We start from the raw sequence: 18,997 nt of genomic DNA on the forward strand, positions 1-18,997 counted from the left end.
TTCTTTTTTTAGTTTCATAGAATTTTGCAGAGACGGGGGACAACCTAGCAAAAGAAGAAGCAGAACCTTGCGGAAATGAGTGAGAACCTTGCAGAGACGAGTCAGAACCTTGCGGAAATGAGTGAGAACCTTGCAGAGAGCAAAAAACCTTGCAGAGAAGGACGTAAACCTTGCGGAAACGAATCAAAACCTTGCAGAGAAGAAGCAGAACCTTGCGGAAACGAGTGAGAACCTTGCAGAGAGCAAAAAACCTTGCACAGACGCGCATAAACCTTGCGGAAACGAATCAGAATCCTTGCGGAAACGAATCAAAACCTTGCAGAGATTAACAAGAACCTTGCGGAAACTAGCAAACCTGGAAAAGCCCAAAAAAAGAACCGTCATCAACATGACGGTCCACGATTTTATACTCACTTAAACAAATAGGTTAGATTTTGTACATAACTGTTAATCGTTAGATTGCCGATCATCATTGTAATCATGAGTAAGAGTGCAAAGTATAGAACGATGTATAAGAGGAAGCCATATAATGGCTCGAAGTTTTCTTGTTTGCTCGTAAGTATAGCACTGATGACATAAAGCGGGATGAAGAAAACAGCTAATAACAAACACACGGTTAGCATTCCGTTCCCGAAGGCGAAAGATTTTAAAGACATAAGGATCACGGAAAGAGCAGTGCCAATGATCACAATTGGTAGCTGTCCTGCATAGAAGCTAATAATGCTTTTAAAAGAGTGCTGTGGTCCAAAAATAGTGTTTATAAAAAAGATGGATAGGATTGCGATTAATGTTAAAACAAACGTGACGAAGAAAACTTCCATAAATGTTGATAAAAAGCTGGGTGGATTGCTCCAGTACTGGTTAACTGCAAAAAGATAAATCGAGAAGGAGAAAAGAGCTGTAAATAGAAGAATACTTACAGTAGCATTCGGGAATTCGCTTTCTCCTTTGCTATATGCTAACGAGGGACTTTTAAGCTGGCGCATAAAATAATTGGAATACTGCTTTGTGTGGTTTTTCAAAGTTGCCAGGTGGTCTTTTACTGCAATGGGCGCCTCAGTTGCAATAGCAGCTTCCTTAATAATCTCTCTTTGATGCCTCAGTAAATAGTTTCCACAATCTGAGCAATAATTTCCTGATACTTGATCATGATTGCAATTTGGACATTGCATGTTTCTTCCTCCTTTTTTGTTCTAGCCTATAAATCTAGCAAGCTCTTCATTAAACTTTTCCTTTTCTTCATAAAACAAACCATGCCCACTATATTCAAAAGGGACTAACATAGAATTTTGAATTTGCACGTACATCAGCTCTCCTAGTTCATAGGGACAGATTAAATCCCATTTGCCGTGGAGGATAAGTGTAGGAGTATGAATGCGGGTAAGATCACTTCGGAGGTCTTCATCACGCAGTGTTTCTAAGCATTGCGCAGTTGCATGGCCAGACGCAGTAAGACAAAGATTTTGGAACCAGTGCTGAAAGCTTTCGCTTAAGTGACGGTGATAGAACAGATTGCCGAAATCCTGCACCATTTTTGGTCGGTCATTATACGTATCGCTTATTAATTCGTTTACTACTGTTATAGGGGTGCCATAAGGAAAATCGGGCTGCATCGTAAACATTGGAGCAGCTGCACCAGCTAAGGCCAGCTTATCGACCTGATGAGCTTTGTAACGAGACATATACCGAATGGCAACTGCCCCACCCATCGAGTGACCTAAAAGCGTAATGTTCTCCAGCTGTAGCGTATCTATAATAACTCGGATATCGTCAGCCATTCTGTTGTAGGAGTAGCTTTCCCAGGGGTTAGAGGATTTTCCAAAGCCACGCAAGTCAAGACCTATACAGCGGTAGCCAAGTGCGGGCAGCTGGTTGAATTGATACTCAAACATTTGGTGGTTAGCTGGCCAGCCATGAATAAATAAAATCGTCTTGTCGGCTGATGGGTTAATATCCTCTATGTATATATTCACACCTTTTTCAACCTTTACATAATATCCCATATAAGCCCTCCTATATTATCCGATATATCAATATATGAGGAAATACATAAGGTTATTCTTTAGTGACAGTTAGGATAGGAGACTGATAGACCATGATGCTCACCATAAATAAATTTTTGGAAAAAACGATGGCTTATTTTATTCCAGTCAGTGTAGTAATCGGGGTATTAGTATCCGATTATATTGTTGACTTTGCATGGCTAATACCATGGATTTTTGCATTTATGACCTTTGCAGGTAGCCTAAATTCAAATTTCGCTTCCTTCAAGGATGCTGTTTTACATCCACTTCCCATCTTCGTGACATTCACCATTTTGCATATTATTATGCCCTTGCTGTCGCTTGGAATCGGTTATCTCGTGTTTCCAGGAGAAATGCTGACGATTACAGGGCTAGTACTTGCAATGTCTATACCTACAGGGATTACTAGCTTTGTATGGGTTGCAGTGGCAAAAGGAAATAATGTGCTGGCACTTACGATTATTTTATTAGGAGCGCTTCTTTCACCCGTAATTGTTCCTTTAACACTTCATCTTCTAGTAGGTGAAACAGTAGAGATTGATGCACTCGGTATGATGATCGGACTTCTTTGGACGATTGTTATTCCTTCCATTGTAGGAATGATTTTAAATCAGGTAACGAAGGGCAAGGTAGTCGATATTTTAAGTGCTAGGCTTTCTCCGTTTTCTAAGGTGGGCATGGGAATAGTGGTAATGCTAAATGGGGCAGTAGTTGCTCCGTTTTTATTGGAAAGAGGGTTTGCTTTAGTAGGGCTTGGAATTGTTGTAATCATTATCGCTTTTCTAGGCTATGTTCTTTCTTTTTCAGCGGGGAGATTGTTGAAACAGGAGAAGGAAACGGTAATTGCAATGGTCTTTACTGGAGGGATGCGCAATATAAGCGCGGGAGTTGTTCTAGCAACTGCATACTTCCCGCCAGCAGTTGCTATTCCTGTTGTGCTTGGCATGCTCTTTCAACAAGTGCTTGCTTCCTTGTTTAACTCCTTTATTGAACGTCACTACAGAAAAATGTAATTATTTTTATTTTCAAATAATTACGACTTTTGACAGTTCAATTATGCTAAAATATTTTCATAATAATAAAGGGGGATAAGAAATGGTAAATAAAATAGAGATGATGGGGCAATTCGAGCAATATGCAAAGGATCTCATAAAAGAACACAAAATCCCTGGGGTAGGTATTGCCTTTGATCAAAACAATGAACGAATTTATGAAAAAGCCTTCGGGTATCGAAATGTGGAAAAACAGCTTCCCATCGATGCAGACACGATTTTCGGCATAGCCTCCATGACGAAGTCCTTTACGTGTGTAGCCATTATGCAGCTTCAGGAGCTTGGTAAACTGTCTGTCCATGACGAGGTGGTGAAGTATTTACCAGATTTTAGAACGCACGACGAAGAAAAATCCAAGAGAATTACAATACATCATTTGATGACTCATACATCGGGTCTTCCGCCAATTGCAACTCATGTCTATGCAAGGAAGCGTAGTATCGATCAGGATCCATCCGCAAAAGATTATGGTTTAGACCTAGTGAACAATCCTGAGCCGGCGATTGACACGTATGAGGAGTTGCTTCATTACATTGCAAAACAAGACTTCGACCTGCTTGGTGAACCAGGGGAGGAGTTCAGCTATTCCAATGACTGCTACGGAATTCTAGGAATAATTATTGATCGAGTGAGTGGTCAATCCTATGAAGAGTACGTAATGGATCATATTTTAAAGCCAATCCAAATGAATAATAGCTTTTTTGATTTGGAGGAATTAAAGAAGAAAGAAAATGCGACTACACTTTATATGTCGCGCTACTCTGCAGAGGGGGTGGACGTATATGAGGCTCCTCTTTGGTGGGATGCACCTTCCATGAGAGCAGCAGGTTATTTAAAATCCACTATAAATGACATTCTGAAGTATCTGGCTATGTTTTTAAATGAAGGAATGGCTGGAGAGAATAGAATTCTACAACCAGAAAGTGTACAGCAGATGGTCTATCCACATGTAGAGTTCGAAAAAGGACGATTTTACGGGTACGGTCTACGAATCATTCCCAATTACTTTGGGACTACCTTTATTAACCATGGTGGGGGCTTGAAGGGAGTTTCTTCGTTTATGGGAATTTTACCTGAGAAAGGAATTTCTGGAGTGCTATTAAGCAGTCTAGCAGATGTTCCATCCGACAAGCTGTTCCTTGGAGCACTTAATGGCATAGAGGGTCGGGAGCCGGCTACCAAGCACATGCATTTTCAAACACACGATGTGCCAGTAGAGAAGCTCTCCAAATTTAAAGGAACCTTCATTTCTGGAGAGGGTATGAAGGTAAGAGTGGATATAGTGGATGGATGCCTAGCCATTCTAACGGCAAGTGGTCCCAACCCCTTAAAATGTGTAGAAGGCAATTTGTTTATCGGAACTTTAGAGGATCAAGAAAATCTAATTGAGTTTCTAAGTGGAGCAGACGGAAACATAAATCGTATTTTCTATAGCTCCCGTCAAATATTAAAAAGCTCGGATCAGGTGTAGTGCATAGCAGACTATTATTCGGGGTGACCGACCGATTATATGGCAGAACCGACCGATAATTCGGGGCGACCGACCGATTATATGGCAAAACCGACCGATAATTCGGGGTGACCGACCGATTATATGGCAAAACCGACCGATAATTCAGGATGACCGACCGATTATGTGGCAAAACCGACCGATAATTCGGGGTGACCGACCGATTATATGGCAAAACCGACCGACAATTCGGGGTAACCGACCGATTATGTGGCAAAACCGACCGATAATTCAGGGCGACCGACCGATTATGGCACAAAACCGACCGATTAGCTAAATGAACCGACAATTGGGCCAAACACTAGCAAGGTTTATCTTCCCGATTAGAAACAGAGCAACTTGATGACGATAAGAAGGAGTGAAAATTAATTGAAAATAGTAGATACGCATTGTGATGCGCTTTTGAAGCTACAGCTAGCTAAGCAAGGAAGAATATACAAGGTAAATCCATTAAGCTTTGTTGATGCACCGGAGTTAGAAACTAATATGGTGCGGTTGATAGAAGGCGATGTCCTTGTGCAGTTTTTTGCAGTTTTTATTTTTCCGAATGTGCCAGATGACCAGAAGTGGTTATATGCCTTGGAGCAAATAGATTTGTTTTATACAGAGGTATTGGGAAAAAATCCGAGAATGAAGCATATAAAGAAATGGGAGGATTTAAAAAGTTTAAAGGATGGTGAAATTGGCGCGGTTTTGGCATTGGAGGGTGCTGATGCATTTGGAAATGATCTGATGAAGCTTCGTCAGCTTTACAGGTTAGGTGTGCTATCCATAGGGCTCACATGGAATAATGCTAATTTATGTGCAGATGGAGCAGGTGAGCCGAGAGGTGGAGGGCTTACGCTTTTTGGTAAGGAGGTAGTGCTTTTAAATAATGAGTATGGTGTTTTGACGGATGTCTCTCATTTAAGTGAGAAAGGATTTTGGGATGTGATGAATCTTGCGGAGTATCCTTTTGCTTCGCATTCCAATGCTGCTGCTATATGTGAGCACCCGAGAAATTTGAATGATGACCAAGTTAAAGCGATGTTTGCACGTGGTGGGCATGTCCATGTAGTTTTTTACCCTCCTTTTATTAACGGGAACCAGACTGCTGAAATTCCAGAGCTTATTAAGCATATAGAACATCTTTGTTCTTTAGGCGGCGTAAAGCAAATTGGGCTTGGGTCTGATTTTGATGGAATGGACTTTTATACAAATGGCCTTCATAATTCCTCCGATTTTCCAGTCTTGATCAATGAGCTATTAAAAAGCTTTTCAGAGGATGAGGTGAAAGGGTTCGCTTACCAAAACTTCTTAAATATGCGAGCAATCCAATAAAGTTAAAATTTCATATTATTTACTAAATTCAAAATTAATTGTATAATACAGGAAAATATTAAGGAGGTTTCTATGAAACCAATTATCGGTGTTTCATCTAATTTAACGGAGCTTGTACTTTCCGTCCCTACAGATAACATTCATGCGGTAACAAGATTTGGAGGTGTTCCAATCGTATTGCCGAATATGGAGACTGAATTGATAGATTCTATTGCAAACTTAATAGATGGTTTACTTTTAACAGGTGGAGGAGATATTGATCCGACACTTTTCGACGAAGAACCACATAGAAGTCTCGGAAGTATTGTCCCAGAACGAGATGAATTTGAAATTGAGCTTATTAAAAAAATGCTGGAGCAAAATAAACCAATTTTAGGTCTATGCCGAGGTGCTCAGATTATGAGTATTGCAGCTGGTGGAGATATGTATCAGGATATTTATGGTCAAATCGAAACAACCTTACTTCAGCATGATCAAAAAGCTCCACGTACTCATGCTTCTCATTTTGTGCAGCTCGGAGAAGGAACTGTGTTAAAGCATATTATTGGAAAGGACCGCATTAAAGTAAATAGCTTTCATCATCAGGCGGTGCGTAAAATTCCACAGGGCTATCAAATTTCGGGTATTGCAAGCGACGGAGTTATTGAAGCATTTGAAAGTCAACATCATTCCTTTGTCATTGGTATTCAATGGCATCCAGAATGCTTAGTCACAACTGGAGATGATTCATCCGAGGCGATATTTAAAGGATTTATTGAAGCATGTAAAAATTCAAGTAAACGACTGTCTTTTCAATAGGCGGTCGTTTTTATTTTGCTCAAAAGCTTAATTCTCATTCATGATTTTGATTCGTTTGGGAAAACTAATGAAAGAATTAAAAAGGAGGTAAAACATTCATGCGCTTGCTTATTAAAATAATGTCTGTCGGCTTTCTATGTCTATTTTTTGCCTCCGAGGCTTCGGCTGCCGTAGAGCTCACGCGCGAGCAAATTCTAGATAAGCGGATGGAATACTATATAAAGTACTCCACGGATACATTACCATGGTATTACTTGGCTGCAGTGGACCAATATGAGCGGAATATACAGGAGGTAAGGAAAGATTTGCCTGGGCGAGATGGTGTTGTTGCCGTACAATTTACGGATGATTTTTGGGTAGGGCCGCTTAATCCGCTTGGAGACGACACTAATCTGACAACCATTTCTTATTTTGAAGGTCAAGGAAGAGATGGCGATAATGATGGAATTGCGGATCGCCAAAATGATGAGGATGTCATGTTCACGCTTGTCCAATATTTAAGCCCCCAAGTTCATTCAGAGAAGGATTTTGAAAAGGCTTTAAAGCGATATTATGACAAAGATCTAACGGTGAAACAAATATTGACGAATGCAAAGATTTATAAGACCTATGAGGTATTAAATCTGGATAAGCGGGCGTTTGTGCTTGCCATCAGCCACAATTATAGTTATCGCAGTACTTGGGGAGATAAGCGCGGCTGGGGTGGACGACGAATGCATGAGGGCACTGATCTTTTTGCCTATAGCGGTGTTCCAGTAAAATCGGCAACATACGGTATAGTGGAAACCAAGGGCTGGAATGACTACGGTGGCTGGCGAATTGGTATTAGAGATGTGAATAATACGTATCATTATTATGCTCATCTTTCAGGGTTTGCTAAAGGAATTGAGGAAGGGAAAATTGTTGAACCTGGTACAGTCATTGGTTACGTAGGCAGCTCTGGATATGGAAAAAAAGGGACTGCTGGTAAGTTTGCTCCACATCTTCATTATGGAATGTACAAATACAATGGTCGCACGGAATGGGCATATGATCCTTTTCCTTTGTTACAAAAATGGGAAAGGGAAGAGAAAACTCGCTATAAGTTAAATCCAGCAGCTAGGTAGTTGCTGGATTTTTTTATGCAATGAAGAGTACATATATCCAATAAATATGCTTGAACAAGACGAAGGCATATAGGAATAGTGCTCCCGCTATAAGTAACTGTAAAAAGGCATTTGGCTTCAATTTTGAAATGAGCAATATGAATAATATCGGTAAGAGAATTTTAATCGAAAAAAAGCCAGGTACGCTTGTTTCATACATATAACGCATCAGTGGATTTGCTTCTTCTATATAACCATTGCTTAAACCAAAATGGGTTATAAAGCTATCGCATATAGCTAACAATAAAAGAAGAATTGCTGTGTAATGCCATCTATTTTGTTCAGTTACTTTACTTTTAATTTTTGTGTCCATAAGACCAGCTTCCTTTCTTTAGTTAACTGATATCAGTATGAGGACGTTCGAATCTTATTAACCCTTTTTATGGAATAAAATTTAAAAAATACAAATAATGTTAACTATTTTTAAAATTAAAAAACTAAAAATATGACTAATAAAATAATATTTTGTTATTTCTTGTAGAATTGGAAAATAAAATAGAAGGACTATAGAATCATAAATTGATATTTAATAAACTAAATTTTCTTGAAATTAAATAGACTGATAGATAGAATTGAACATAATATGTATATCTTTGGAAAATATTGCAACATTAATGGTTTAGCAGCAAAATATTTTCAAAGATCTATATAAAAATAGGGGGAATCGGAAGCATATGAAAAAATTAGTTGTGGCAATCGTATTAGTAATATCACTTCTTTCGAATTCGTTTGTGGGGGCAGCTTATGCATCTCCACTTGAAACGGTTGAAAAGGCTCAGATCCAAATAGAAAATGCGAAAAAGACTTCTATTAAATCTCCTTTTTTAAGTTCAATCATTGATCAAACTGTTGCAAAATTATTTATGGCGATGCTTTATGTAGTGCCGCCCGCTTCAAAGGTGAAGGAAAGTGATGAAAAAGTGATCAAGGTGGTTCGTGCCACTTATGAAAAGCTAACAGCAAAACAGAAGAAGCTAGTAGATATCACTAGATTAGTGGATGCAGAGAATGCTTTAATCGCATTAAAAGCAGCTAAGGAAGATAAGAAAATTGCTGCAAAAGTTGTAGAGCTAATCGATCAAATTAATAAAGAGTCTAGTGCAAAACAGTATAAGCAAGCAGTTACCGTTGCACTAACTGAATATAATAAACTAACGGACAAGCAGAAGGCATTGGTTACTAATTCTGCTAAGCTGACGATAGAAGCAGCTGATTTAAAAGCTGCTGAACAAGAGGCTGCAAAAATTACACCGTCAGCAATTGGAGAACTAATCGAAGGAGATATTTTAGTTAATAAAATTTCTGCTTTAATTGGCGAGGATTATACGGTGACTTTATTGTCTACACCTGAAGGAATGGTTGTAGATGGGAAAATTGTACAGCCTGAAATTGGGCAAGCGGATAAGTCAGGGACAGTGGTAATGCTACTTACAAGAACAGACGGAACAAAGGTAGAGCATTCTATAGAGCTTACTATTAAAGCTAAAGTCAATTTGGGCAAGGGACTTTCACAAATTAGCTTATTCAAGGACAGTACCTCATCTAAGATTGACTTTACGACCATTTCAAATTTTGCTTTAAAAAATAAAGAAACGAACAAAATTTATAACGTAGGGACTACACCGAACAACCAAAAGAATGTGTATCAGATGAAGGATCTTCCGACAGGAACGTATACGATCGAGTTTAACGCACCAGACGTGTTCCAAGTCGATAGCATTCAACTTGGTGATTCATATAAGGAAACGATTTATAATCCTGCTAGTAATCCTCTAGTCATTACGAAGGATAAAACGACCTATGTAAAAATCATTTTAAAGTCGGAAATCACTTTACAGGAAATTAAACCGTTGGAAAATCTAACAGTACCTTACGATATTTCTTATGATGATTTTGTAGCTGCACTACCAAAGCAAGGTAAAATTGTAGATTCAAGAGGACAGGAGCACACCGTTCCATTGAAATGGGATGTGCGCCCATTCCAGTTTGAAAATTACACGAAGCCAGGAACTAGAACTTTATCTAGTGAATTCTTTAATTTACCTTTAGAGGTATCTAATAGTACGCCAGCACAACGTCTGGAAATGACTATTCAAGTCATATTTCCAGAGCCAGAAAAAAGCAACTCGCATATTAGCTTATACAAAGATAGTACATCCTCTATGAATAAAATTGATTTTACAAACATTAGTAATTTTAGCTTGAAAAACAAAAAGACAAATAAAGTGTATCAAGTAGGCACTACACCGAGTAATCAAAAACATGTGTATCAAATGAAAGATATTCCTGAAGGTTCTTATACGATTCATTTTGATACATCGGATTCGATGAGTGTAAGTCATATTGAGCTTGGGGAAGCCTATAAAGAAACAATTTACAACGCAGATACTAATGCATTGGTGATTACGAAAGGGAAAACTGCATATGTGAAAATTGTTGTATCGTCTGAGGTAACTCTCGAAACAATTGGTCCATTAGAGACTTTAACCGTTCCTGCAGATATTACGTATGATGATTTCCTAGCTCAATTGCCGAAGCAAACAACTATTATTGATTCGGATGGGGAAGTGCATACAGTAGCGATTACATGGGATGTGCGACCATTCCAGTTCACTAGCTACAAAAAGCCTGGAACTGTTTCGTTAACTAGCCAGTTCTTTAAGCTGCCAATTGAAGTGTCAAACAGCACTCCAGCCCAGCGCTTAGAGGTAGGCTTGCAAGTGGTTTTCGCGGCACCGGAGGCACCTGACGCAGTAGAGGAAGAGGAGCTATAATATAATTTGAATGAAAGAATCTCTTTAGGGCCACATGGTCTTAAAGAGATTTTTTTAATTATTTGGAGGTAAAGGCGTGATTTTATTAGAATGGGAAGCTTCGTTAATGGAAGAAGTGTTGGTTACTGAAAGAAAGTAAGGTTATTATGCTAGTTATTGGGTATTTTAATAAGGTATATTTAATTGGACAAAATACATAGAACAATGGAGGCAGAAGATGGCGAAGATGAATAAAGGGATTATAACGGCGTTATCAGCAATTGGATTGGCTCAAGGATTAAAGGTATTTACCCATAAAAAAATAACTGGCGAATGGGATTTAAAACAAGCATTTACAACTGGTGGAATGCCAAGCTCCCATTCAGCAGGTGTAGCAGCCCTAGCATCATATGTAGCAGCAAACAGAGGCACACGCCACACGGAAACAGCATTAGCAGTTGTGTTTGGAGCAATTGTTATGTACGATGCACAAGGTATTAGACGCCATACTGGAGAAATCGCTCAGCTAGTGAACGATTTAGAAGAAAACGTGGTAGCTCTATCTGGTAATTTCCCTAGCTTTGAGGTTGTAAAAAGAGAAGAGGAACTAAAGGAACTACTAGGCCACCAACCAGTAGAAGTACTAGCTGGAGCAGCACTAGGCACAGTGTTTGGAATACTTTGCGCCAGACTTGAAGATAGATAACGTAGGACAAGTGTGGATGAAATGTTACAGGTGCCTGGCACCTGTAACATTTCAGAGGAAATAAAAAAGGCCATGGCGATTAGTTAAATCGCTTTGGCCTTTAGTGCTTTAGTTGACTGCGTAATTTTTTGTTTCACCATCATCATATTGGATGTCTAGGTTAAACGCAGTGAAGTCTTCTACTTCAAATGCTTTGGAAACCTCTTCTACTACATCCTCCGTATTCATTTCTTTCGTTAAATTTAGGTCTTTAAAGATAGGATCAAGTGTTTCAGCTGCTCCTTCACCTTCTGCGTTTACAGCCGTGTGCATATTTTTATAAACTGCTGAAGATGAGTCCAATTTATACTCTACAATGACAGCATCTTCGTTGTCTGGAGTATCGATAATTAAAGTGAATTCCTGGAAGCCATAGTCTGTTTCAGGATTAGTAACAACTTGTGCAGAATCATCAACTGGGTTTGGCTCAACTACGTCGGATTTCAATACATTTTCATCATTCTCATCGTTATTATCATTGCAAGCTCCTAATAAGAATGTAGTTGAAAGAATGGATGTAATTATTAACGCTCTTTTTTTATTTATCATCATGTTGCTCCTTCCTTGATGTTCTTGTACTTACTCTTTTAATATCCAAATATAATATACGTTAAACAAATATTTTCCTAAAAGTGGGATAATACTACTTTTAATAGCTAGGATGGAACCAATAGATTATTATCATTATCATTATTACAGGTGCCTGGCACCTGTAATAATGAACACCTGTAATAATGATGTTGATGTGTAATATTGGTTTAATGGGTAGCGTATAGGGTATGGAGAATGATGAAAGGGTAGGGTGATTTTTGTGACGGGTTATAAGGAAATTACGAGTGTTGATGAATGGAAAGAAGTATTAAAGCTTTCTGATGCCCAGAAGATTTTAGTTTTAAAACACAGTACTACTTGCCCAATTAGTGCGAGGGCTTTTCGAGAATTTGAATCATTTGACACGCCATTAGAGAAGTATTTAGTTAAGGTGAGGGAGAGCAGATCGGTTTCAAATGAAATGGAGAGTGATTTGGGCGTTAAGCATGAGTCACCACAGGTCTTTTTAGTCGGAGACGGTAAAGCTGTTTGGAATGCATCTCATCATCAAATCAATCGAACAGAGCTAGCAATCGCCACGAAATCTTCTTAAAAGGTGTGTAAATAAATGAATGAAATTTTAACTGTGAGTGAGTACCTTGTAAAAAATGCAGAAACAATTGGAGAAGAGCTAACCAAGCGTGTTGTTGCGGAAGCACAAAGCATGGATGAAAATATAAATATTGAATCATATATAACAACGAAAAAAAGAAATCAAGAACTTATATCCATTTTAGGAGCAGCGCTTAATAAACCTAAAAATATCGCTGAAGAGGAATTAGCTCATTGGATCAATGAAGTACGAAGTGATGAAATCGCTAATTTTTCAAGCTTTTCTGCCCATATCGCGACTACTGTTAAAAGTAGAACTATTTTTTTAGAATATCTGAATGAAATTTGTTTGTCGTTACATGTAACCTCAGAAAGCATTGTAAGCATCAACAGTCAAATTAGTTACTTGTTTGATGTATGGATGGTTAATAAAATGCATGTCTATGAGGACCATAGGGAGCAAATGATTATAGAGCATCAAAGAGCAATCAACGATTTGAGCGCTCCGATCGTACCAATTCAACATGGAGTAGCAGTTCTTCCTCTTGTTGGGTCTATAGATTATATTAGAGTACAGCATTTGTTGACCTATGTATTGCCTACCATTCCTGACATGGACATTGATTTTTTAATCATTGATTTTTCAGGTATTCTAACAATTGACGAGGAAATTGCTCAGCATATTTTCACCATTCATAATGTATTAGAGCTGCTTGGCATTCATGTGTTGTTCACCGGCATCCGACCTAATCTTTCCATGGTTATCGTCCAGGCAGGAATCGATTTTAGTTCCTTCCAAACCTTTGGTAGTGTAAAGCAAGCGATAGAAAGTATAAATAATAAGTAAGTCGCAATATAACTTTAGCTTCTTTCATAGAGCTGTGGTGGCATAGAGCTACTACAGTTTTTATTTATGCAAAAAATAGGATTGTAGAAAAAAGTACAAAGGAATTTCTCAAATAAAATAGCGCATAGCGAGCGAAATTGAATCTTCGCGAGCTTAATGATGATTAGAAGAGCTATTTTTTCTTTCATTAGTAAAAGTGCAAGTGAAATTTCATAAATCAAAGGGCCTAAAAATAGGAAGTATATAGTATATTTGATTTGCATGTGTCAGGCTGATTATTCCTCTTTTGATAAATTCTTTAGTTTAGAAGAATCGTAGGAGGGGTAGATGGAGGTTGGGAACATTTATAAAACAAAGGAGGACATGGAATGTTTGATGAATTATATTGGAGGAACACCCTTCACTTTTTACCAGAGCTTTTATTAGCATTATTGGTCTTATTAATAGGTTTTTTTGTAGCTAAGCTACTAGAAAATGCTACCTTCAAGCTTTTAAGGAAGTACCGTGTCAATGAAAGACTTGGAAATATTAAGGGTGAGTGGTCAGTAGAGAAAATTCTTAGTAAGGTAGTTTTCTTTATTGTATTAATCTTTGCATTTATCCTGTTCTTTTCTATTTTAAATATGGGTAATTTAGTATCTCCATTTGTCTCTATGTATTCAGGGATTACAGGTGGTGTGCTAAACATTTTGAAAGCTGGTCTCATCTTATTGTTTGCATGGGTTCTAGCTACACTTGTTAAAAAAGTAATTAAGATGACTGGAAATAGATTTAGTCTAAATAAATACATTATGAAAACCGGGGGAGACCCTTCCAAGGTAGACCAAGTTAAATGGACAGATACTGCTGCAAATGTGGCATATTATTTAATCTTCCTTTTGTTCATTCCGGCAGTACTAAACGCGCTTGGAATTGATGGATTAAGTGGACCTTTGGAAGGTATGCTTGCTAGCTTCTTTAATTTCATACCTAAGCTAGTGTCAGCTGCAATCGTGTTTGCAATCGGTTGGTTTGTGGCTAAGCTTGTACGTACATTAGTAGAGAAGTTTCTACAGGCTGCAGGAGCAGATAAGCTTGCAGATAAAATGAAGCTTTCTAGTTTTATCGAAGGTACGAGTCTTTCTAAGATTGTAGGAATCGTTGTATTTGTATTAATCATTATTCCGGTTTCCATTACTGCATTGGAAATTTTAGATTTACAAGGCATTTCACAACCAGCAATTGCAATGTTAAATAATATTCTAGCTATGCTGCCTAAGATTTTCGTAGCAATAGTATTAGTGCTTGTAGGTATTGTTGTTGCTAAGTGGGTTAAAGATGTGGTTGTTACTTTACTACAGAACCTTGGCATCAACTCGATATTTGGTAAAATGGGCTTCGCTTCCACTGGAGGATCCGCGCCTTCCTTTGCAGCAATAATTGGTACTATCGTTCAAGTGTTTATTATTTTATTGTTTGTAGTGGAAGCTCTACAAGTGTTAGAGCTAGAGTTTATGGTTACTCTTGGAACAGCGATATTTGCTTATTTACCACATGTCCTTGCGGCAGTTGTTATATTGGCAGTAGGATTCTGGTTAGCAAGTTTAGTAGAGAAATTAGTAGGAAGCGTTATGAAGCATTCATCAGGTACTCCGCATTTCCTACGTTACGTTGCTAAGTACGCTATCTTAGCCTTTGCATTTTTCATGGCATTAAGTCAGTTAGGTATTGCAGCAGCAATCATTAACTCTGCATTTATCCTAATCTTAGGTGGAGTTGCTTTAGCGTTCGGTCTAGCGTTTGGTTTAGGTGGACGTGAGCACGCAGCTCGTTATTTAAGTAAAATGGAAAAAAGCATTGAGGATGCAGACGTTTCAAAGGAAAGATATAAAGCGGAAGCTAAGGGAATGAAAGAATCATTTAAAGAAAATTTCCGTGATCCTTCAGAAGCAGAAAAAAGTTTAAGAAGAGGAAAAGGGCCACATATCGATGAGGTTAAACCAGTCGGAGACTTCGAACCACAAAATGGTGTAGATATTCCTACAGAAAACCCTATGGATGCAGCTCATGAAGAGGATTCACCGAGCACTGGATATAACATCCCGTCAACAGATGATTTACATCCATATGATGATCTTCCTTCAAATGACGACGATAACAGAAATAAATAATACACAGACACCCTAGCATGCAATTGCTAGGGTGTTTTTTCGTTACTAAGGTAAGAGAATTGATTACAGAAAGATTGCAGGTGCCTGGCACCTGCAATCTTTCTGTAATTTTAAAAAATTTAAACGGCGTTCAATTTTTAGTTTTATTTTGTTTGTTTGGATTGTATAATTGTTAATAGTAACAATTTTCTGAATTAAGTAAGGAGGGGATGTTGGTGAAGGCTGCGTTTTTGACAGAGGAGCATGAGCTATTTCGGAAGTCTTTAAGGAGAATGCTTGATAAGGAGGCATATCCTTTTTATGAGGAGTGGGAGACGAAGCGAGAAATTCCTCGTTCGTTTTGGCTGAAGATGGGGGAGAATGGCTTTTTGTGTCCATGGGTTGATGAGGCTTATGGTGGTTTAGGGTTAGATTTCTCGTATTCCATGGTTTTAACGGAGGAGCTAGAGCGTGTTGGTCAAGGGTTGGCAAGTGGTATGTGTCTTCACTCGGATATTGTAAGCCCTTACATTGCGGAGCTTGGAACAGAGGAACAAAAGCAAAGGTGGCTGCCACGTTGCGTTACTGGGGAGCTTATCAATGCTATAGGTATGACGGAACCGGGTGCAGGATCTGATTTGGCGGGTATTAAAACAACAGCTCGTCGCGATGGAGATTATTATATTTTAAATGGAGAAAAGACGTTTATAACGAATGGGACGATTGCTGACTTTGCAATTATCGTTTGTAAGACGGACCCTACCGCACAGCCCGCGCATCGAGGCATCAGCTTGCTTGTCGTGGAAAAAGGCATGGAAGGGTTCAAGCATGGGAAGAAGCTCGATAAAATTGGTATTCATAGTGGTGATACTGGTGAGTTGATATTTGAGGACGTTCGAGTCCCAGTAGATAATTTATTAGGGGAGGAAGGCAAAGGTTTTTATTATTTAATGCAAAACCTTCAGCAGGAACGGCTGATTGTAGCTATTCAATGTCAGGTAGAAGCGGAGGAAATGCTTCGAATCACACTAGATTACATAAAGAATAGAAAAGCATTTGGTCAGTCCATCAGTAAGTTTCAAAATACCCAGTTTAAAATAGCTGAAATGGCAACGGAAATTGATATCGGGAGAACTTATATTAACTCATTAACTGCTCGCCACATCGCTGGAGAGGATTTAGTGAAGGAAGTGGCGATGGCCAAATGGTGGATTAGTGAAATGGCGAAGCGAGTGGCTGCGGAATGCTTACATTTGCATGGGGGATATGGGTATATGGAAGAGTACGAGATTGCTAGAAGATATCGGGACATTCCTGTAGCAAGCATTTACGCAGGTACCACTGAGATTATGAAGACGATTATTGCTAAAAAGCTAGATTTGTAAATGCGCAAGGAGGTAATCCTTTTGGCAATCTCACCTAATAAAATTACAAAAAAGAAAGAGGAAATTATACTTTCTGCTGTGAAGATCATGAATGAAAAGGGACATCAGCGAGCGACGATGGAAGAAATAGCGGCCGAACTTCAAATGACAAAGGGATCACTCTACTATTATTTTAAAAACAAGGAGGACTTAATTTTCCGATGTCATGAGCTTGTACTTGAGCAGGCAATTGACGAGCTTCGCGAGGCTTTTCATTCCAACGTTTCCAATGAAGTAAGACTTCGCCAAATGATTGCTATTCATGTGAAATATGCAGTAAAGGAGAAGGAATCCTTTAACATGATCATTAAGCCGGATGAAACATTTTCAACGGATCACCTTCATCCCATCTTAAAGAAAAGAAATGAGTACGAGGGCTGGTTCGACCGAGTAATTCTTGCTGGTATAGAATGTGGAGATTTCAATATTAATGAACCTAAAATTGTGCGAATGATGCTATTGGGTGCTCTAAATTGGATTCAGCAATGGTATAAGAAGGCTGGAGATAAATCTCTAGCAGAATTGCAACAAATTTATAGTGATTATTTATTGAAGGTAATGAAGTGAGCTTAATCAATTAAAAAGGAGATTGGTTATTATGTTAATTACTGAACAATTGGCATCACATGTAAAAGAGCGACCTAATCACATTATTACGCAATTCAATGGAAGAGAGATTACTTATTCCGCATTTTATGAAAAAGCAAAACGGCTTGCTGGCTTTTTTCAAGCAAAGGGCTATCAACAAGAGGATGTTATAGCCCTATATTTAAATAACTCGGATTACTTTTTAATCTGTTATTATGCATGTCAGCTCGGTGGTTTTACTGTTATGCCGGTTAATACAAAGCTTGCTGCACCTGAAATTGAATATATATTCAAGCATTCGGAGGCGAAGGCACTCGTTTATGATGTTCGATTGGAACCTGTATTGCATGAAATACCGGAGACACTTGAAGGATTTTTACACACCATACAGGTTGGTGAGGATAATACACTAGAGGCTATATTTGCAGATTCAAGCTTAGTAATGAATGAAGTCGCTATAAATGAACAACAGACAAGTGTCATTTTTTATACGTCAGGTACAACTGGTAAGCCAAAAGGAGTCATGCTTTCTGCTCAAAATGTATATGCGACCGCACAAATTTGGGGAGAAGCAATGGATCTAAATGAAAGCGATCGAATGCAGATTGTTGCACCGCTATTTCATTGCGCAGCGAGTCATGTGTTTAGTATTCCAGTCATTTATGCAGGAGGGACAATTGTCATAGAGGAGGCATTTTCTCCGGAGCAGGCGTTGACTACAATGGAGCAAGAAAAAATTACTATATTTTTTGGAGTACCTGCGATGTACAGTATTTTATTGAACACGTCAAAGATTAAACAAATAGAGCTTCCAAGTTTGAGGCTATTGACTTATGGTGCAGCTCCAATGCCTTATGAACTCGTTCGAAAGGTGAAATCTTTATTCCCAAATGTAAAGGTTCAAAATCTCTATGGGCAAACAGAGAATTCTCCTGCAGCAACAACCTTAAAGGACCATTTTGCACTGGATAAGGTCGGGTCTGTAGGAGAACCACTACCGAAGACAGAAGTTCAAGTGGTTGATGAGTTTGGAGATCCGTTACCACATGGCCAGGTAGGAGAAATTGTCGTGAAGGGTCCTCAGGTGATGAAAGGTTATTTAAAGAACGAGGAGGAAACGAATCGGGCAATCCAAAATGGTTGGTTATATAGCGGAGATTTAGGTAGGTTTGATGAAGATGGCCTCCTTTATATTGTCGATCGAAAGAAGGATATGATTATCCGAGGCGGAGAGAACGTTTATCCCGTGGAGGTGGAAGAAGTTCTCTATCAAATTCCCGAGCTGCTAGAGGCGGCAGTTGTTGGAGTCCCTCACACAGTGTATGGGGAAGTGCCTAAGGCGTTTGTTGTTTTAAAAGATGGAAATGAGATAACGGAGGAAGAAATATTGGCATTTTGTTCTAAACGCTTGGCAAAATTTAAAATGCCAGTAGAGGTCGACTTTATGGAAAGCCTTCCTAGAAATGCGAGTGGAAAGGTTTTAAAGAATTCTCTTCGAAACAGTTAGGAGGAATAGTGG

General features: G+C 38.7%; 18 protein-coding genes. 14 read left to right on the forward strand and 4 right to left on the reverse strand.

The features are described 5' to 3' along the window. Window positions 1-75 precede the first annotated feature (75 nt). Window positions 76-228, forward strand: coding sequence for a hypothetical protein (locus tag M3627_RS01335; RefSeq protein WP_251552674.1), 153 nt, complete (start codon window positions 76-78; stop codon window positions 226-228). A gap of 182 nt (window positions 229-410) precedes the next feature. On the opposite strand, the gene M3627_RS01340 is transcribed toward M3627_RS01335, so the two are convergent. Together M3627_RS01340 and M3627_RS01345 are read right to left on the reverse strand one after the other, a co-directional pair. After that, window positions 411-1,172 carry an ABC-2 family transporter permease gene (locus M3627_RS01340; RefSeq protein WP_251552676.1) on the reverse strand — a complete coding sequence of 254 codons (762 nt, stop codon included), beginning with the start codon at window positions 1,170-1,172 and terminating at the stop codon, window positions 411-413. Window positions 1,173-1,193: 21 nt separating this feature from the next. After that, on the reverse strand, window positions 1,194-2,003 hold the full coding sequence (locus tag M3627_RS01345) for an alpha/beta fold hydrolase (RefSeq protein ID WP_251552677.1): 810 nt from the start codon (window positions 2,001-2,003) through the stop codon (window positions 1,194-1,196). A gap of 92 nt (window positions 2,004-2,095) precedes the next feature. On the opposite strand from M3627_RS01345, the gene M3627_RS01350 reads away from it, so the two are divergent. The 5 genes from M3627_RS01350 (at window position 2,096) to M3627_RS01370 (ending at window position 7,810) form a co-directional block, all read left to right on the forward strand. Next, on the forward strand, window positions 2,096-3,037 hold the full coding sequence (locus M3627_RS01350) for a bile acid:sodium symporter family protein (protein ID WP_251552678.1): 942 nt from the start codon (window positions 2,096-2,098) through the stop codon (window positions 3,035-3,037). Window positions 3,038-3,119: 82 nt separating this feature from the next. After that, window positions 3,120-4,547: a serine hydrolase domain-containing protein gene (locus M3627_RS01355; RefSeq protein ID WP_251552679.1), complete on the forward strand. Its 1,428-nt coding sequence runs from the start codon at window positions 3,120-3,122 to the stop codon at window positions 4,545-4,547. Window positions 4,548-4,955: 408 nt separating this feature from the next. Further along, the gene (locus tag M3627_RS01360; RefSeq protein ID WP_251552680.1) at window positions 4,956-5,906 is read left to right on the forward strand and encodes a dipeptidase; all 951 of its coding nucleotides are present in this window, start codon (window positions 4,956-4,958) and stop codon (window positions 5,904-5,906) included. A 72-nt stretch (window positions 5,907-5,978) separates the two neighbouring features. After that, a complete protein-coding gene (locus tag M3627_RS01365) occupies window positions 5,979-6,704 on the forward strand; it encodes a gamma-glutamyl-gamma-aminobutyrate hydrolase family protein (RefSeq protein WP_251552681.1) in 726 nt (241 codons plus the stop codon). 98 nt (window positions 6,705-6,802) lie between these two features. Continuing rightward, window positions 6,803-7,810, forward strand: a complete 1,008-nt coding sequence (locus tag M3627_RS01370; RefSeq protein WP_251552682.1) for a M23 family metallopeptidase — start codon at window positions 6,803-6,805, stop codon at window positions 7,808-7,810. A gap of 13 nt (window positions 7,811-7,823) precedes the next feature. Here M3627_RS01370 and M3627_RS01375 read toward each other — a convergent pair whose 3' ends face one another. Then, the gene (locus M3627_RS01375; RefSeq protein WP_251552683.1) at window positions 7,824-8,162 is read right to left on the reverse strand and encodes a DUF5658 family protein; all 339 of its coding nucleotides are present in this window, start codon (window positions 8,160-8,162) and stop codon (window positions 7,824-7,826) included. Between the two features lie 361 nt (window positions 8,163-8,523). Here M3627_RS01375 and M3627_RS01380 point away from each other — a divergent pair, with 361 nt between their 5' ends. After that, window positions 8,524-10,623 (forward strand): hypothetical protein, encoded by a 2,100-nt coding sequence (locus M3627_RS01380; RefSeq protein ID WP_251552684.1) that lies wholly within the window; start codon window positions 8,524-8,526, stop codon window positions 10,621-10,623. A 217-nt stretch (window positions 10,624-10,840) separates the two neighbouring features. Further along, window positions 10,841-11,308, forward strand: coding sequence for a divergent PAP2 family protein (locus M3627_RS01385; protein WP_169358727.1), 468 nt, complete (start codon window positions 10,841-10,843; stop codon window positions 11,306-11,308). 108 nt (window positions 11,309-11,416) lie between these two features. On the opposite strand, the gene M3627_RS01390 is transcribed toward M3627_RS01385, so the two are convergent. Next, the gene (locus tag M3627_RS01390) at window positions 11,417-11,899 is read right to left on the reverse strand and encodes a YusW family protein (protein WP_169358728.1); all 483 of its coding nucleotides are present in this window, start codon (window positions 11,897-11,899) and stop codon (window positions 11,417-11,419) included. Between the two features lie 259 nt (window positions 11,900-12,158). Here M3627_RS01390 and ytxJ point away from each other — a divergent pair, with 259 nt between their 5' ends. The 6 genes from ytxJ (at window position 12,159) to M3627_RS01420 (ending at window position 18,985) form a co-directional block, all read left to right on the forward strand. Further along, window positions 12,159-12,491, forward strand: a complete 333-nt coding sequence (ytxJ, locus tag M3627_RS01395; protein ID WP_251552685.1) for a bacillithiol system redox-active protein YtxJ — start codon at window positions 12,159-12,161, stop codon at window positions 12,489-12,491. A gap of 15 nt (window positions 12,492-12,506) precedes the next feature. Continuing rightward, window positions 12,507-13,337, forward strand: coding sequence for an STAS domain-containing protein (locus M3627_RS01400; protein WP_251552687.1), 831 nt, complete (start codon window positions 12,507-12,509; stop codon window positions 13,335-13,337). 368 nt (window positions 13,338-13,705) lie between these two features. Further along, a complete protein-coding gene (locus M3627_RS01405; RefSeq protein WP_251552688.1) occupies window positions 13,706-15,487 on the forward strand; it encodes a mechanosensitive ion channel in 1,782 nt (593 codons plus the stop codon). Window positions 15,488-15,696: 209 nt separating this feature from the next. After that, window positions 15,697-16,851 (forward strand): acyl-CoA dehydrogenase family protein, encoded by a 1,155-nt coding sequence (locus M3627_RS01410; RefSeq protein WP_285841609.1) that lies wholly within the window; start codon window positions 15,697-15,699, stop codon window positions 16,849-16,851. Between the two features lie 21 nt (window positions 16,852-16,872). After that, window positions 16,873-17,457, forward strand: a complete 585-nt coding sequence (locus M3627_RS01415) for a TetR/AcrR family transcriptional regulator (protein WP_251552690.1) — start codon at window positions 16,873-16,875, stop codon at window positions 17,455-17,457. A 31-nt stretch (window positions 17,458-17,488) separates the two neighbouring features. After that, the gene (locus M3627_RS01420) at window positions 17,489-18,985 is read left to right on the forward strand and encodes a class I adenylate-forming enzyme family protein (protein ID WP_251552692.1); all 1,497 of its coding nucleotides are present in this window, start codon (window positions 17,489-17,491) and stop codon (window positions 18,983-18,985) included. Window positions 18,986-18,997: the final 12 nt, after the last annotated feature.

The sequence above is a fragment of the Psychrobacillus sp. MER TA 171 genome (assembly GCF_023713305.1).
In the GTDB taxonomy this organism is placed as follows: Bacteria; Bacillota; Bacilli; order Bacillales_A; family Planococcaceae; genus Psychrobacillus.

Bases quoted from the DNA above. Each gene is read 5' to 3' on its own strand.
- M3627_RS01335 (WP_251552674.1), top strand. From the start codon at position 76: ATGAGTGAGAACCTTGCAGAGACGAGTCAGAACCTTGCGGAAATGAGT.
- M3627_RS01340 (WP_251552676.1), bottom strand. From the start codon at position 1,172: ATGCAATGTCCAAATTGCAATCATGATCAAGTATCAGGAAATTATTGC.
- M3627_RS01345 (WP_251552677.1), bottom strand. From the start codon at position 2,003: ATGGGATATTATGTAAAGGTTGAAAAAGGTGTGAATATATACATAGAG.
- M3627_RS01350 (WP_251552678.1), top strand. From the start codon at position 2,096: ATGATGCTCACCATAAATAAATTTTTGGAAAAAACGATGGCTTATTTT.
- M3627_RS01355 (WP_251552679.1), top strand. From the start codon at position 3,120: ATGGTAAATAAAATAGAGATGATGGGGCAATTCGAGCAATATGCAAAG.
- M3627_RS01365 (WP_251552681.1), top strand. From the start codon at position 5,979: ATGAAACCAATTATCGGTGTTTCATCTAATTTAACGGAGCTTGTACTT.
- M3627_RS01370 (WP_251552682.1), top strand. From the start codon at position 6,803: ATGCGCTTGCTTATTAAAATAATGTCTGTCGGCTTTCTATGTCTATTT.
- M3627_RS01375 (WP_251552683.1), bottom strand. From the start codon at position 8,162: ATGGACACAAAAATTAAAAGTAAAGTAACTGAACAAAATAGATGGCAT.
- M3627_RS01380 (WP_251552684.1), top strand. From the start codon at position 8,524: ATGAAAAAATTAGTTGTGGCAATCGTATTAGTAATATCACTTCTTTCG.
- M3627_RS01385 (WP_169358727.1), top strand. From the start codon at position 10,841: ATGGCGAAGATGAATAAAGGGATTATAACGGCGTTATCAGCAATTGGA.
- M3627_RS01390 (WP_169358728.1), bottom strand. From the start codon at position 11,899: ATGATGATAAATAAAAAAAGAGCGTTAATAATTACATCCATTCTTTCA.
- M3627_RS01400 (WP_251552687.1), top strand. From the start codon at position 12,507: ATGAATGAAATTTTAACTGTGAGTGAGTACCTTGTAAAAAATGCAGAA.
- M3627_RS01405 (WP_251552688.1), top strand. From the start codon at position 13,706: ATGTTTGATGAATTATATTGGAGGAACACCCTTCACTTTTTACCAGAG.
- M3627_RS01410 (WP_285841609.1), top strand. From the start codon at position 15,697: ATGTTGGTGAAGGCTGCGTTTTTGACAGAGGAGCATGAGCTATTTCGG.
- M3627_RS01420 (WP_251552692.1), top strand. From the start codon at position 17,489: ATGTTAATTACTGAACAATTGGCATCACATGTAAAAGAGCGACCTAAT.